A 15,448-nucleotide genomic window follows, 5' to 3' on the forward strand; every position below is an offset into this window, starting at 1 on the left:
GATGAAGGTTTTTTTATGATTAAATATGACGATGTCAGTCGCAATAAAACCTTTCGAGAGATGGATCTAGGTACCCATATCTCTCTGAAAAATAAGTATATATATTTTCAGGTCAGTAAGTCTGCTAGTAGTACAGTCAAGTTTTACCTTCAAAGCTTAGAGATATATGGTACGCAGCGAAAAGTTATCGATGTCAATAATAGAAACCTGTCGCCTCATGTTTGGCCGAGTCAACTGCCAGAAAGTCAGTTTTTTAATTTGCTCAATGATCCTGCCATCAAAAAAGTGAGCTTCGTAAGAAACCCATTTTCTAGATTGCTATCCTGCTATCTTCATCGAATCAAAGAATTGCCCAGCTCGCCTAGTGTCAGAAATATCAAACGGTTTACCAAAAATAGATTTGATCATAATCTATCTTTTGATGATTTCATCAATATAGTGTGCGATCAAAAAAGTATGGAGCAGGATTCACACTGGCGGCTACAAACCGATGAGATTTTTTATAACCTGATCGATTCTTGGGATTTTATCGGGAAAGTTGAAAATATTGACAATGATCTTCATGAAATGCTTCGTATTGTGTCGCCTACTCGAGAACATAGTAACGAGGCACTAAAAGATTTTTCTCCCAGCGTGACGAACGCAAGCTCAAAACTCGAAAAATATTATAATCAACAGCTAGTAAGTAGGGTTGTTGAACGCTATAAATTAGATTTTTTAAATTTTGGATACTCTAAGTCAATTGTCGGTCATTGATTTTTTAATTTTTGGATAAATGATATGAAGTTGAAGTTGGACGCTGAAAGCGAGCTTTGTAAATGTATTTTTCTTAAAATCGATAAGGTGAGTTTATCAGAAGAGTATGCTGCACTTGGCAATAACCTATATTTAGATAGGCAACTTCAACTAGCTCCGTTTGATCCCGTAAAACTTGATGGTTGGCATATTTGGGAAAGTGATCCACTTTCCAATCGTAGCTGGCAATGGCGTTTGAACTGGCTTTCCTTTTTATCTTATCTGATAGCGTATCATCGCTCCACAGGTAATGATGATGTTTTGCAGTTTGCAAAAGATGGAATAGTGTCATGGTTAGATACCTATATAGGTACTGATGATAGCTACTCTTTTGAATTTATCTGGCACGACCACGCGACTGCATTGCGCGCAGAGCAGCTAGCTTTATTTGCCTATTATTGTCGTGAATATGCACCTCAATGGGCAAAACAGAATAGAGAGTTCTTAGATTATATCGAAAAGGCATTAACGGTGCATGGTGAGTGGTTATCTGAAGATAGCTTTTATTCCGAAAATACTAACCATGGGTTAGAACAAGCGCGTGTTTTATTGTTACTAGGTACCATATTCAAAGGGAAAACAGCAAAGTCGTGGCAAGAGCTTGCGGCTCAACGCATCAAAAGTGAGCTTGATTTTTCTTTTACGACTGAAGGCGTTCACGTCGAAAATAGCCCCGCTTACCATATTTTTGTATTTAAGGTTTTCTTAGGGATTATTAAGGACTACCCCATTAACGTGTTAGGTGATTTGGCTGAACAGTTTGAAAAGTTTTCTGCTCAAGCGCTAGGTTTTATTACACAAATTCTGCGCCCTGATGGCACTTTGCCACCAATTGGTGATACTGAGCAGTTGCCTACTTCTGATGCGTATCGTGAGATGTTTGGTCATACGCTAGAGTATCAGCATTTTCTATATGCAGTTAGTCAGGGTAAGCAAGGCTTAAAGCCATCAAAAAATAATCAGGTGTATGTCAAGTCGGGTTATGCGGTTTTTAGAGATTGTTGGCCAGATGTTAAGCATTTCTCAAAAGCCTTTCATATCATAGCTAAAGTAGGCTGCTCTAGTCGGTACCATCACCAGCAAGATGAAGGGCATGTGAGTATATATGCTGGCGGTGAAGATTGGTTGATTGATTCAGGTTTATACAACTATATTAATAATGATCCTGTTAGAAAGTATATGCGTGGCCGCCCTGGGCATAATGTGCCCATTGTTTCAAATGCACGTTATGCTGATGAATTCGAACACAGATTAAACGCTTGGAATGTTGAAAGCTATTCAGAGCTAAATAGTTTTCCTTACGTGTGTATGCAGCTGGATGTAATGCCCCCGGTGACTCATCAGAGGCGTTTGCAATTTGACTCTCAGACTAAAATTATCAAAATAGCTGATAAAGTAAGTGATGTTGAAGGTCAAGCGAAAAATATTACTCTTCAATGGCATTTTCCGAAGGACAAAGCTATTTCTATTGAAGGCTACGAGGTGACTGTCACTAGCAAATCAGGCAATAAGCTTTTGATATCTTTTGGTGGGGCCTCACCAGATGGCATTTCTGTTGTAAAAGGCAAGAAAGGCGATAAGGTTTTAAGCTGTATCTCTTACAAAGCCAACAAGGTTGAACCCAGCCAATCGTTGAGGGTGCTTTTTAAGAATCATCAGCATCTGGATGTGGTGACTAAATTCACGTTTGTAATGGCTAATGAGCATGTTGCGCCTTTAGCGGAGCCTGCTTTACCTAACGTAAAATCATTTTCTTCTTTGTTATCAGGCTTGCACGATTCGGAAAACCCAATCCGCAACTCTGTAATGCTAGGGGATCATTCGTCTGGCAGTGAATTGGCTCAATTACATCGAGATAAGAAATTAGGGGGAGTTAATGTACTGATCAATACTCCCCAGCAGGGCTCCGAAGCTCAAGATAGTTTAAAGATCCATCAGCTTTCTCCTTGGGTAATCTATTCTCCATTAAATCTATCAAGGTTAACTCCTGTTACTATTGATGATAGCGCTTTGAATGGAATTGCATGTGTCGATTTATTAGTGGTTACAGGAAAAGGCTTTGATGAAGATGAGTTTGAAAAAATATTGCTCTTGACGTTGCCTCAGCTCTTAAAGCGGATGAATAAGGGGCGGGGGGTTTGGGTGGCAAATAGTTTGGCACCTAAGTGCAAAAGCCTATGTGAAGCGATTGCGCAGAAGCATGAAAAGCCCTTAACTTTTGTTGTCGGTTTGGAATGAGGTGTGTGAGTTGCCTTTTGGTTGAATAAGAAATGTAGTTATCATTTTCTTATTTTCATTGAACATATCTAGACGTTAATAACGGAATTAATATGTGCGGCATTGTCGGCGCGGTTAGCGCAAAGGATAGCACTCCCTTTCTACTCGAAGGGTTAGCAACATTGGAGTATCGCGGCTACGATTCGGCGGGGTTGGCGCTGTTAGCAAGCGATGGGGTGAGCGGCTTGCAGCGCGCACGTTCCAAGGGGCGTGTTGCTGAACTGGCTGCGAAGGTCGCGCAAGAAGGCATTAACGGCCGGGTCGGTATTGCTCATACCCGCTGGGCGACCCACGGCGTGCCCGCCGAGCGCAATGCTCATCCCCATATCTCCGCTGGTTTGGCGGTCGTGCATAACGGCATTATTGAAAACTACGAAGCGCTGCGCGAACAGCTACAAGGGTTGGGGTATGCATTTACCTCCGACACCGACACCGAAACCATTGCCCACCTGATTCAAGCCTGCTTTAAAGGCCAAATTGGCGAACCGGCGGAAAACCTGTTTTCCGCCGTGCAGTGTGCCGTGGGGCATTTAAAAGGCGCTTTTGCGCTGGCGGTGATCAGTGAAGAAGAACCCGAGTGCGTCGTGGTGGCCCGCGAGGGCTCGCCGCTGATGCTGGGTGTTGCCGAAGATGGCCACTACGCCGCCTCGGATGCCTCGGCGCTACTCTCGGTAACCAAGCGCATGATGTACCTCGAAAACGGTGATATCGCCCGTTTGTCGCGGGAGTCGATTACCTTGGTCGATCGGTTAGGCCAGCCTGCGCAGCGCCAAGTGATTACGTCTAGCCTGAGCCCTAATGCGGTAGAGCTGGGTGATTACAGCCACTACATGCAGAAAGAAATCTTCGAGCAGCCCCAGGCGCTAAGCAATACGCTGGAAATGATTAGCGGGGCAGGGGTACTGCAGCCCGGTATCTTTGGCGCCGAGGCGGCCGATATCTTCCCCCAGGTCGATTCCGTGCTGATTATTGCCTGCGGCACCTCCAGTTATGCAGGCATGACCGCTAAGTACTGGATCGAGCAAGTGGCAGGCATTGCCTGCAACGTCGAAATTGCCAGCGAGTACCGCTACCGCCAAAGCGTGCCGAATCCTAAGCAGTTAGTGGTGGTTATTTCCCAATCCGGCGAAACCGCCGACACCCTGGCCGCGCTGCACCACGCCAAGGCGCAAGGGCATACCTATACCTTAGCAATCTGCAACGTACCGGAATCCGCCATTGTGCGTGAAACCGCGCTGCGCTTTATTACCCGTGCCGGCCCCGAAATTGGGGTGGCGTCGACCAAAGCGTTTACCACCCAGCTCAGTGCGCTGTTCTTGTTGACACTGCTGCTGGCGAAAGCCAACCAACGCTTAAGCGAAGATGATGAAAAGGCCTACCTGGATGAGCTGCGCCACTTGCCCATCGCGGTGGATAAAGTGTTGTCGTTAGAGCCGAGCATTCAAGCGTGGTCGAATCACTTCGCCAATAAACACCATGCGCTGTTTTTAGGCCGTGGGCGGCATTACCCGATTGCGTTGGAAGGCGCGCTTAAGCTTAAAGAAATTTCTTACATTCATGCCGAAGCCTACCCGGCAGGTGAGTTAAAGCATGGCCCCTTGGCATTGGTGGATGCACAGATGCCGGTCGTGGTGGTGGCCCCCAACGACGAAATGCTGGAAAAGCTCAAAGCCAACATGCAAGAAGTCAGCGCCCGTGGCGGCCAGCTGTATGTGTTTGCCGATGGCGGCAGTGCGGTGAAACCCTCCGACGGAGTACATGTTTTACAAATGCCCGAACATTACGGGCTGCTGTCGCCGGTATTGCATGTGGTAGCCCTCCAGTTGCTTTCCTACCACGTGGCCTTGGTAAAAGGCACTGACGTGGATAAGCCTCGCAACTTGGCTAAGAGTGTGACGGTAGAGTAGTGTCAGGGCAGGGCGTAAATTACGAACTACGATTCGTAACACCGCTACTCACCATCTGGTAAGATTATTTTAAGGGGCCTTTTGGCCCCTTTTTACGAGAGCATGACAGGAGTAGTAAATAGCCATTGTCGAAATGGCTGGTGGTAACGCAGGAGGCGTAAAGCACAAAAATAAGGCCCCTATGGGCCAGACCAGAAGGGAGAAACCATGCCAATAGCAGAGCAGGAATCCATAGCCGCGCTTGAAGCCCGGCTACAAGCCTTAGTGGAACATTACGCAGTTGAACGCGGTGAGATGGCCGAGCAGCTAAGCCAGTTGTTAGAAGAAAATGACCGTTTAAAAAGACAGATAACGCAATTGGAAAACACTTCCGGCATAACGCTTAGCCAAGCCGAAAAGGGTAGCGGGCATGCCCTGGCCTTAGATTTTTCATTACCCTCACAGCAGCCAAAATAGCTGCTTTCAGTGAGGCAAGTAGCGACTAGGAGTAGGGATGTATTGGTTACCAATGGGAGAAGCACGGCTGCGTCAATGGGCTGGTCAGCATGCATTGGCCTTGGCAAAAGGTGGTCAGCGGTTTACTGAATCAGCGGCGGGTGTCTGGTCGTATTATCGGTTGGGCATGTACGCACAGGTTGTAAGTCTTCCATCGTATCCAACCAATATCAATGCGCAATTTGCACGGATTGCTTCACTAGCGGCGTTAGGAGAAAGCCAGCAAGCAGAAAAGCAGGCGCTTGCGTTGTTGGAAAGCGGTCAGCTAGGGAAGCGGATTCCAGCATTTATTCAAGCAGTGGCTGCCTTCTCGCCACCATTGGCTGAATCGCTTTGTGGCCATGCTACATTGCCGGCTTCTTCGTTTTTGCCTACGGCGCTAGCCATGCGTTTAGGCAACGTTTCATTAGCACAGGAGCGATTGACGGCCTATAACAGCGTAGTTAACAAGCCCACGCCTGAAGCTATTCTTATTGAAAGTAATCTAAATGCCCACACGCCGCGTCAACAGTGCGAGGCAATGAATCGCTTTTTGGCAAGCCATGGGCTATCAGCGGTAGTGCCGGTTAATGAAGGCGCGCCGCTGGGGGTGATGAATTTATCGTCAGCTAATGAAGCCGTTGACGCGGTAACGAATTCAGGGCCTTTAGTCAGTGTGTTAATGACCACTTACTGTTCAGGAGCGCGGGCGGTACGTGCGATTCATTCGTTGCTGGCCCAGCAGCACTGCAACCTTGAAATCATCGTTGTGGATGATGCCAGCCCCGACAGCACCTTCGATAGGCTCTTGGAGTGCGCAGAGCGAGATGCGCGGGTTAGATGCTATCAGTTGCCCAAAAACGCGGGTACTTACGTTGCCAAAACCTATGGTTACCAGCGGGCTCATGGCGAGTTCATTACCTGCCATGACTCGGATGACTGGTCGCATCCGGAAAAAATTAGCCGCCAGTTGGCGCCTATGCTTAAAACCCCTTCGATTATGGCCACCACATCGCAATGGGTGCGCTTGAGCGATAGCGGCGCTTACTTTGTCCGCCAAGCGGCCCCTTTTACCCGTTTGAACCCTTCATCACCGTTGTTTCGACGGGCAGTCATTGAGCGCATGGGAAGCTGGGATTTGGTGCGCACCGGTGCCGATAGCGAGTTTTTAGCTCGCATCAAGCTGTTTTTTGGCAAAAGGGCAGTTAAACGCCTGGTTGAGCCACTAGCATTCGGTGCCCATCGGGATGATTCACTGATGACGGCAAAAGACACCGGACACGCGGTGAATGCGGTTTCTCCGATACGACTAGCGTATTGGGAGGCTTGGAGCGATTGGCATATTCACCAGTTGCGTGAAGGGAAGCCGCTTTGTTTGTCTCCCCTGACAGCACCGCGCGCGTTTCCAGCTCCTGACGCTATCAATGTTCCCGCTGCGGATATTCGGGCACTACTGGGTAACGGTGTTTAAACACCCGGTAGGCAAGTTAATGTATTAGAGTTGGTGGGTTTGATTAATGCGCAAATATTTTGGTACCGATGGTGTTCGTGGGTTGGTGGGTGAGTTTCCCATGACACCTGACTTTGCTATGAAACTCGGCTGGGCAGCTGGCCAAGTATTAGGCGCTGAAGGCGTCAAAGAGGTCATCATCGGTAAAGATACCCGTGCCAGTGGCTATATGCTTGAATCCGCACTTGAGGCTGGGTTTTCAGCCGCAGGCGTTAATATTGCGCTGGTAGGGCCGCTGCCCACGCCTGCTGTTGCCTATTTGACTTCTACTTTCCGCGCCGATGCGGGGGTCGTTATCAGTGCCTCCCATAATCCGTTTTACGATAACGGCATCAAAATTTTCTGCCAGGGCGGTTATAAGCTCACCGATGCGCAGGAGCAAGAGATAGAGCGGCTACTGCATGCCGCGATAGAAGGCGGGATGACCTGCGTTAGCTCAGAGCAGTTAGGTAAAGCGCGCCGGGTTGATGATGCAGCAGGCCGCTACATTGAATATTGCAAAGCCAACTTGCCCAGCAGTTTAAGCCTGAGTGGCCTGAAAATAGTCGTCGATAGCGCTAACGGGGCTGCCTATAAAGTGGCTCCCGCCGTCTATCGTGAGTTAGGCGCTAGTGTAGTGAGCATTCACGATCAGCCCAACGGCGTAAATATTAACGCGGAGTGTGGCGCGACCTCGATGGAAAGCTTGCGTGCTGCTGTAATCGAGCATCACGCAGATATGGGTATTGGCTTAGACGGTGATGCTGATCGCTTAATGATGGTCGATCATACTGGTGCTGTGGTTGATGGTGATGAATTACTCTATCTACTGGCGAAAGATGCCAAAGCATCCGGCTATACCGGCGGAGTAGTCGGTACCCAGATGAGCAACTTGGGGTTAGAGCAGGCCCTGGCTTCCCTGAGTATTCCATTCAAGCGCGCCAAGGTAGGCGACCGGTATGTGATGGAGCAGCTTAAGGCAACAGGCTGGCGCCTGGGTGGGGAGGGTTCTGGGCACCTGTTAAGCTTGGACCACGCCTCTACAGGCGATGCGATTATTGCCTCCCTTCGTGTGCTTACTTGTCTTTTACAGAAGCGGGCTACGCTGTTCGATGCCAAGCAAGGTATGCAGAAGCTGCCGCAAACGTTAATCAATGTGCGTTACACTGCGGTACCCGGTAAAGATCCACTGGAAAGCGAGCAGGTGAAGGCAGCGGTTACAGAAGTGGAAATGGCATTGGGTATAAATGGCCGTGTGCTGCTGCGTAAATCCGGTACTGAGCCCCTCATTCGTGTGATGGTAGAGGCGGTGGATGCAGATCAGGCAAGGCGATCAGCTGATAAGATCGCCGCTTCTCTTGCATAAAAGATGATGGACTATTGTTAACAAAAAGCTAGCCGGTCGGCTGGCTTTTTTGTTGGTAGGAATAAAACTTTGATTTTAAAAGAGAAGCTTTTCCTGGCGAACTGCGATTCAGTACGCCAACTGAATAAACAGGAAGTAAGTGCACGTTTTATGGCAGGGGTCCTATTTGCCGATGGCGTGGTGCTCTCGCCTAATTTACTGATTGATAACCCGATGATTGTCTCCATGCTTGCCTCCGGTAATGTTCAGCGTTGGTTTAAGCGCGATGAGCATAATGAGAGCAAGCTGATGATTCGGGGGTTCAACCTTGAGCAAGGGCTTTCCCTGGTCAACTATTTTGAGGATTTGGACGATAACTATGTGGTATCTCAGCTTGGGGGGATAAGCAAAGGCAGGCTAACCTCCGACCAGGCCTCTCAGATTAAAACGCAGTTAGAGCAAGCGGGTGAGATATTAGAAAGCTATCAGCCCTCAATCGTTTCGCTTGAGAAGAAGCCGGGGGCATTGAGTGAACAAATACGCCTACGGTTAGAAAGTGCTTCTCACTTGGAAGCGGCTGAAGACCAGCGTAGCGTTCATCAGCAAACTCTGGCGCTGGTGGAGCAAAGCGGCAAGCCGTTGGGGTCGCGTTCTGATTGGTACTTGACGCTCAGCACATTGGAGATACCTGCTATTCAGCGGGACCAGTTTCGTTTAGAGGTCATAGACGCCAGTTACAACGGTTTGTTTGTTGGTGAGGGAGAGGCCTTTGTGATGGATCGCATCGCTTTGCTGTCTCATTTACCCCAATGGTTGTTGAATACTGGCATTTCTATTGGCAGCCGACGGGAAGAGTTGGCAACGCTGAAAGCAGGCTATGATCTCTTTAGCTTTATCTCTACCTTGGGTAGCGAAGAACTGGCCAGCATTATTGCCGATAAAGCCTTGGAGTACGCTGAAGAGAAAGCCAAGGCACGCGGTATTTCCTGGTGTGAGCGGCGCAATTGGTTTGGTCTTTATCCTAAGCTAACGCGCTTCATGGGCGTGGAGTTGAAATAGTGCCTACAAACCCTGTAGATGTTCATATTGAGTATCAGAACCCTTGGTTTCGTGTGTTGCGTAACGGTTCCTTCCACTATGTGGATGAGCCAGGGGCACATGCCGGGGCGGCTGTACTACCACTGGTAGGAGATACGGTGTGGCTGTTGGAGATGCGCAGACCCGCCCAGCAAGGGGCGATTACCTGGGAGATTCCTCGCGGATATGGCGAAGCCTCAGAAACATCGCTGGATTGCGCGCTGCGCGAGCTTCAAGAGGAAACGGGATTAGTCGCGCAGCAGACGCAACTAACGAGGTTAGGTAAAATGCGCCCCAATACCGCGATCCTTTCATCTTGTGTTGATATTTATATGGCGGAGCTACCCGCAGGTACAATGCCAGTGCAACGGGATCAGGAGGCGGAGCGTATTGTTAAGATACCGTTGGAGTTATTGCCCCTCCAGCTTGCCCAGGGAAAGCTTGAAGATAGCTTCACTCTTGCGGCGTTAAGCTTTTACTGGGCTGCTCTTCACTGAAGCAAAAGCGCCTTGATAGTTTGCCGTAACGTTTATTAAATGAATCTTTATTCACATCAATATTAAAACGGAAACACCCACGGCGTAATCAGCAGTACCGCCGCTGAATAAGTCATGCTGACCGGCAGGCCAATTTTTAAAAAGTCAGTGATGCGGTAGCGGCCGGGCGAATACACCATTAGGTGGGTTTGGTAGCCGAACGGAATCAAAAAGCAGGCGCTGGCACCGTAAGCCACGGCCATCACAAACGGTAACGGGTCTGCGCCAAAGGCGTTGGCGGTGCTCCACGCAATCGGAAAGGCCAATGCGGCGGCGGCGTTGTTGGTCACGGTTTCCGTGAGCAGCAGCGTCAGTAAATAACAGCCCACAAACGCGGCATAAATACCGTAGCCGCTAAACAGGCCCTGCATGCCGCTTGCAAGCAAGCCCGCCGCCCCTGAATTTTCTAGCGCTTGGGCAATGGCTAGCGCCGAACCAATAATCAGCCATAATTCAAAGGGAAAACGGCGACGCAGTTCCGCCAGGCTGATGACCTTCATCAGCAGTAGCCCGCCCAGCAGCATCAGCAGCCCATGGAACAGTGGCAGCACATTGGCGGTGGCCAACACAATAACCGCTGCAAACCCGCCAACAGTGAATAGGCTCTCTTTGTGACTCAACTGCGGCCTGGTAAAACTGCCACTCAGTAAGTGAAAGTTGCGGTCTAGATTGCGGTGCTGCCGAAAATCAGCACTGACCGCTAACAGCAGGCAATCCCCCACGCGAAGCGGGATTTTCCCCAACTGCCCCTCCAAACGTTTCTCCCCCCGCCTTATGCCCACCACCCCTGCACTGAACATACTACGAAAATCCACATCCTGCAGGGTTTTACCTGAAAGCTCGGATTCGTGGGAAATCACCACCTCTACCAAGTTGGTCGCCAGCAGGTTATTGGCCTGATGACCGAATAGTTGCAGCCCCGGAAATCGCTGCAGCGCTTGCACTTTGCCCACTTCTCCTGTGAATACCAGTGTGTCATTAGCCAAAAGTTGCTCGTCCGGCGCAACTGGGCTGATTAACCTCCCTTGACGTTCTATTTCCAGTAAATAGAGGCCATCCAGGCTACGCAGGCCGTTCTCTTCGATCGTTTTGCCGATCATGGGCGAGTCGGATTCCAGGTCGGCCGCCAGAAAGTAAGAGAGCTTTTCATCGGTATTTTCCAGCTGGTGATGAGGCAGGGCGTTAGCACGCCACATTAGTACGCACAGCGTTGTCAGCGCGACTGGGACGCCCACCAAACTGAACTGGAACATGCCCAGCTCGCTGCCGCTGGCACTTAAATTAAACGAATTCACCACCAAGTTGGTGGAAGTACCCACCAGCGTGGTAATGCCGCCCAGGATAGAGGCGTAAGAGAGCGGAATTAGCAGCCGTGAGGGCGCGATACGTTGTTGGCGCGAAATGGCACCTAAAAAGGCGGCGACCACGGCGGTGTTATTTAAGAACGCGGAAAGTACTGCGGTGCTACCCATTAAGCGTGCCGTCGCAAGCCTTGGGTGGCCCTCTAACAAGTGGCGCGAGAGCCAATCCAGCAGCGGTGAACGTTCAAGTGCCAGTGAGACCAATAGCAAGAGCAGCAGCGTTGCGAGCGCCGGATTGGTGTATTGGGCGAGCAGGGTTGATGTGTCGACAAAACCTAACAGCAAGAACATTCCGGCCAAGGTGACAAAAGCGATGGCGGGCTTTGCACGCCCACTGATTAATAGCGCCAGCAATATCGTAATGGAAAACAGAACGGCCCAGGGGGTCATGAAGGGTCCTTGCTTATGTTAATGACACGGTTTACTTGCTGGATTTTACGCAGGCTTTTATGATGGTGTCTAATGTTTGCATATTGGCTGTGTTTTTATTTATTAAAATTGCTTTAAATACATATGGTTGTGTATTAATTTGAGTACTAAACATTTATCGCCTGAAAAGCTCAATGAGCGCCGTGTACAAGCCGTAAAGCTACGCTTGGATGGTGTAACGGTCGCTTTGGCTAGCCAGCAAACCGGGCTTTCCGCCCCGACCGTTTCGGCTGCCTGGAAGGCGTTTCGTGAAGGGGGGTGGGCGGCTGTACCGGTGCGCCCCCGCGGCCGCCTGAAGGGCCAGGCCAATGTGCTTGATACGGCTATTCAGCAGCGATTGTGGCAGGCACTTTATGCCCCGCCCCCCGCTGAACAGCCAGGCTGGAGCAGCGCCGACCTTGCTGCGTTGTTACACGATGAGTACGGCGTTGAGCTCACCCAACGCGGCATTGAACACTGGTGGGAAAGCGAAGGCTTGAAGCATGAACCGTGGCCATTAAGTGCGTTGGCTAAGCAGCGTTCGCAGCGAGGGCGGTGGTATCGGCAAGCCGTTGCGCCGTTATTTGCCAAGCTGGAAGAGGCTGACCAGCGTTGGCAGGGTGGTGTGCGCCGTTTGGCACATTTTCGCCGGCCGGTTTATCAACTCTACTTGCATGGCCCGCGTGGCCGGCTGTGGATGCGCTGTTTTAACCGGCCGCCCGTAGCGGATGATTACCTAGCCGCGATGCAGGCGCTCGTTAGTAAGAGGCAAGTCGCCTTGGTGTTTCATGGCGCTTGGTTATCAGCCAGCCCGGAAGTAACGACTTGGCTGGCGCAGCATACGATGTTCTGGTTGGTGCCGGTACCTGCCGATATAGGGTTGGCTTCCTAGCACTTGAGCACACACTTACACATAACGTTGGGATCGATGATGACATCACTCACCCATTTACAGCGCCTGGAAGCGGAAAGCATTCAGATCATGCGCGAAGTGGTCGCCGAGACTGAAAACCCGGTCATGCTTTATTCCGTCGGTAAAGATTCTGCGGTCATGCTGCACTTGGCGCGTAAGGCCTTTGCGCCTTCGCCACCGCCGTTTCCGTTGTTGCACGTTGATACGCGCTGGAAGTTCCGGGCCATGTATGAATTTCGCGACAATATGGCGGAAGAGATCGGTATGGATCTGCTGGTGCATATCAACCCGGAAGGCGTCGAGAAGGACATCAATCCGTTTACCCATGGCTCGGCGATTCATACCGATATAATGAAGACCGAAGGCTTGAAGCAGGCGCTGGATAAGTACGGCTTTGATGCGGCTTTTGGCGGCGCCCGGCGTGATGAGGAGAAATCACGTGCTAAGGAGCGTATTTTTTCGTTCCGTACCGCACAGCACCGCTGGGACCCGAAAAACCAGCGCCCTGAACTATGGAAGCTGTATAACACCCGCAAGAACGGAAAAGAGTCGATTCGTGTGTTTCCGATATCCAACTGGACCGAGTTGGATATATGGCAGTACATCTACTTGCAGAATATTCCGATTGTGCCGCTTTACTACGCCGCTGAGCGGCCGGTAGTGGAGCGCGATGGTGCGCTAATCATGGTGGACGACGAGCGCATGCCGTTAGAGCCGGGTGAAGTACCCATGATGCGTAAAGTACGTTTTCGCACATTGGGGTGTTACCCGCTTACCGGTGCGGTTGAATCAGAAGCCGATACCTTGCCTGCCATTATTCAAGAAATGCTGTTAACCAAAACATCGGAACGCCAGGGCCGGGTGATTGATAGCGATAGCGCGGCCTCCATGGAGAAGAAGAAGCAAGAGGGGTACTTTTAATGTCTCACTCATCTGACCTGATTGCTGACGATATCGAAGGCTACCTGAAAGCCCACGAGCATAAGGGCTTGCTGCGCTTTATTACCTGCGGCAGCGTGGACGACGGCAAAAGTACCTTAATTGGTCGTTTGCTGTTTGAATCTAAGTTGCTGTTTGAAGATCAGTTGGCGGCCATTGAAGCCGACTCAAAAAAATACGGCACCCAGGGCGGCGAGATGGATTTTGCCCTGCTGGTAGATGGCTTGGCCGCTGAGCGCGAGCAGGGCATTACCATTGATGTAGCGTATCGTTTCTTCTCAACCGAGAAGCGCAAGTTCATCGTGGCGGATACCCCAGGGCACGAGCAATACACCCGTAACATGGTCACGGGGGCTTCCACGGCCGATGCGGCTATTTTGATGGTCGATGCGCGCCACGGCATTTTGACGCAAACCCGTCGCCATAGCTTTTTGATGTCGTTGATGGGCATGCGTCACTTGGTAGTGGCCATTAACAAGATGGACTTGGTCGACTACTCCAAAGCGCGTTTCGATCAGATCGTTGAAGAGTACCGTGCCTTCGCCAAGCAACTGGGGCTGGAGAACATCACCTTCATTCCCATGTCGGCACTGAAAGGCGATAACGTCATTGAGCACAGTGCCAGGATGCCTTGGTACCACGGCACAACGCTGCTGGGTTACCTGGAAACGGTCGAGCTAGATGCCGAACACCTTCAGCGCTCCCCCTTCCGCATGCCCGTGCAGTGGGTCAATCGCCCCAACCTGGATTTCCGGGGTTTTACCGGTATGGTGGCAAGCGGTGTGGTACGCCCAGGTGATCAAATCCGCGTTCAGCCTTCTGGCAACACCAGCACTGTCTCGCGAATTTATATCCTCGATGGTGACCTTGAAGAGGCCGTTGCCGGGCAGTCGATTACGCTGCTACTGGAAGATGAAATCGATATTTCCCGTGGCGATGTGATTTCCGGTGTAGACCAGCCAGCCCACACTGCCGACCAGTTTGAGACCACTCTGGTATGGATGCACGAAGCGCCGCTGTTACCGGGGCGCCCGTACCTGATGAAACTGGGTACCCAAACGGTGTCGGCGACCGTGACGGATATCAAGTATCAGGTCAACGTGAATACTCTGGAGCATACAGCGAGTAAGCAGCTTGACCTGAACGGTATCGGCATTTGTACTCTGAGCCTTAATCGGGCAGTTGCCTTCGATGCTTATAAAGATAACCACGATACCGGTGGGTTTATTCTGATCGACCGTATGACCAACAATACGGTTGGTGCAGGCATGCTGCACTTCGCCTTACGGCGTAGCCAGAATATTCACATGCAACATGTGGATATCGATAAGCAGGCACGGGCGTTGGCGAAAGGCCAGAAACCGGCCGTGCTGTGGTTCACTGGGCTTTCCGGGGCGGGTAAATCGACCATTGCTAACCTGGTCGAGAAAAAGCTCTTTGCCCATGGCCAGCATACCTACCTGTTGGATGGCGATAATGTGCGCCATGGCTTGAACCGTGATTTAGGCTTTACCGATGCTGACCGCGTTGAAAACGTTCGCCGCGTAGCGGAAACCGCCAAGCTAATGGTGGATGCCGGGTTGATCGTGATGTCGGCGTTTATCTCGCCGTTCCGCAGCGAGCGTCAGTTAGCGCGGGATCTGTTGCAGGAAGGCGAGTTCGTCGAGATTTTTGTCGATGCACCGCTGGATGTCGTTGAGGCGCGTGACCCGAAAGGGCTTTATAAAAAGGCTCGCCGCGGGGAGCTTAAAAACTTCACCGGAATTGATTCCGCCTATGAATCCCCTGAAGCGCCGGATGTACACCTGAAAACATCCGAAATGGATGCGGAAGCAGCGGCTGACGTTGTTATTGCAGCACTCCGTGAACGTGGAATGATCAGCTGATTTAGAAGGCTCTGGCTGTCAGGTAGTGGCGAAATTGGCCT

Annotated in this window: 12 protein-coding genes; 11 read left to right on the forward strand and 1 reads right to left on the reverse strand. The window is 50.7% G+C overall.

What is annotated here, in order from left to right; translation table 11 throughout:
- The first annotated feature begins 15 nt into the window (after positions 1-15).
- The 8 genes from ACUVOF_RS13660 (at position 16) to ACUVOF_RS13695 (ending at position 9,861) form a co-directional block, all read left to right on the forward strand.
- Complete coding sequence (locus tag ACUVOF_RS13660) at positions 16-756, forward strand: sulfotransferase family protein (protein WP_447044890.1); 741 nt, start codon at positions 16-18, stop codon at positions 754-756.
- 24 nt (positions 757-780) lie between these two features.
- A complete protein-coding gene (locus ACUVOF_RS13665) occupies positions 781-3,033 on the forward strand; it encodes a heparinase II/III family protein (RefSeq protein WP_447044891.1) in 2,253 nt (750 codons plus the stop codon).
- Between the two features lie 92 nt (positions 3,034-3,125).
- Entirely contained in the window at positions 3,126-4,979 is a 1,854-nt protein-coding gene (gene glmS / locus ACUVOF_RS13670; protein WP_447044892.1) for a glutamine--fructose-6-phosphate transaminase (isomerizing), read from the forward strand.
- Positions 4,980-5,186: 207 nt separating this feature from the next.
- Positions 5,187-5,435, forward strand: coding sequence for a hypothetical protein (locus tag ACUVOF_RS13675; RefSeq protein WP_447044893.1), 249 nt, complete (start codon positions 5,187-5,189; stop codon positions 5,433-5,435).
- A gap of 37 nt (positions 5,436-5,472) precedes the next feature.
- Positions 5,473-6,924: a glycosyltransferase family 2 protein gene (locus tag ACUVOF_RS13680; protein ID WP_447044894.1), complete on the forward strand. Its 1,452-nt coding sequence runs from the start codon at positions 5,473-5,475 to the stop codon at positions 6,922-6,924.
- Positions 6,925-6,970: 46 nt separating this feature from the next.
- The gene (glmM, locus tag ACUVOF_RS13685) at positions 6,971-8,308 is read left to right on the forward strand and encodes a phosphoglucosamine mutase (protein ID WP_447044895.1); all 1,338 of its coding nucleotides are present in this window, start codon (positions 6,971-6,973) and stop codon (positions 8,306-8,308) included.
- A 69-nt stretch (positions 8,309-8,377) separates the two neighbouring features.
- Positions 8,378-9,346, forward strand: coding sequence for a hypothetical protein (locus ACUVOF_RS13690; protein WP_447044896.1), 969 nt, complete (start codon positions 8,378-8,380; stop codon positions 9,344-9,346).
- A complete protein-coding gene (locus ACUVOF_RS13695; RefSeq protein ID WP_447044897.1) occupies positions 9,346-9,861 on the forward strand; it encodes an NUDIX hydrolase in 516 nt (171 codons plus the stop codon). The genes ACUVOF_RS13690 and ACUVOF_RS13695 overlap by 1 nt, the downstream gene beginning before the upstream one ends.
- Before the next feature lie 62 nt (positions 9,862-9,923).
- Here ACUVOF_RS13695 and ACUVOF_RS13700 read toward each other — a convergent pair whose 3' ends face one another.
- Positions 9,924-11,651 (reverse strand): SLC13 family permease, encoded by a 1,728-nt coding sequence (locus tag ACUVOF_RS13700; protein ID WP_447044898.1) that lies wholly within the window; start codon positions 11,649-11,651, stop codon positions 9,924-9,926.
- 139 nt (positions 11,652-11,790) lie between these two features.
- Here ACUVOF_RS13700 and ACUVOF_RS13705 point away from each other — a divergent pair, with 139 nt between their 5' ends.
- Genes ACUVOF_RS13705 through cysN form a run of 3 tightly spaced genes read left to right on the forward strand, consistent with a single transcriptional unit; the run spans position 11,791 to position 15,407 of the window.
- Positions 11,791-12,561 (forward strand): helix-turn-helix domain-containing protein, encoded by a 771-nt coding sequence (locus ACUVOF_RS13705; RefSeq protein WP_447044899.1) that lies wholly within the window; start codon positions 11,791-11,793, stop codon positions 12,559-12,561.
- Positions 12,562-12,600: 39 nt separating this feature from the next.
- Positions 12,601-13,503 carry a sulfate adenylyltransferase subunit CysD gene (cysD, locus tag ACUVOF_RS13710; protein WP_027958948.1) on the forward strand — a complete coding sequence of 301 codons (903 nt, stop codon included), beginning with the start codon at positions 12,601-12,603 and terminating at the stop codon, positions 13,501-13,503.
- A complete protein-coding gene (gene cysN / locus ACUVOF_RS13715) occupies positions 13,503-15,407 on the forward strand; it encodes a sulfate adenylyltransferase subunit CysN (protein ID WP_447044900.1) in 1,905 nt (634 codons plus the stop codon). Before cysD ends, cysN begins: the two co-directional genes overlap by 1 nt.
- Positions 15,408-15,448: the final 41 nt, after the last annotated feature.

This window comes from Vreelandella sp. H-I2, assembly GCF_052959335.1.

Coding starts and splice junctions, on each gene's coding strand:
- ACUVOF_RS13680 (WP_447044894.1), top strand. CDS start 5,473: ATGTATTGGTTACCAATGGGAGAAGCACGGCTGCGTCAATGGGCTGGT.
- glmM (WP_447044895.1), top strand. CDS start 6,971: ATGCGCAAATATTTTGGTACCGATGGTGTTCGTGGGTTGGTGGGTGAG.
- ACUVOF_RS13665 (WP_447044891.1), top strand. CDS start 781: ATGAAGTTGAAGTTGGACGCTGAAAGCGAGCTTTGTAAATGTATTTTT.
- ACUVOF_RS13700 (WP_447044898.1), bottom strand. CDS start 11,651: ATGACCCCCTGGGCCGTTCTGTTTTCCATTACGATATTGCTGGCGCTA.
- cysD (WP_027958948.1), top strand. CDS start 12,601: ATGACATCACTCACCCATTTACAGCGCCTGGAAGCGGAAAGCATTCAG.
- ACUVOF_RS13675 (WP_447044893.1), top strand. CDS start 5,187: ATGCCAATAGCAGAGCAGGAATCCATAGCCGCGCTTGAAGCCCGGCTA.
- cysN (WP_447044900.1), top strand. CDS start 13,503: ATGTCTCACTCATCTGACCTGATTGCTGACGATATCGAAGGCTACCTG.
- ACUVOF_RS13660 (WP_447044890.1), top strand. CDS start 16: ATGATTAAATATGACGATGTCAGTCGCAATAAAACCTTTCGAGAGATG.
- glmS (WP_447044892.1), top strand. CDS start 3,126: ATGTGCGGCATTGTCGGCGCGGTTAGCGCAAAGGATAGCACTCCCTTT.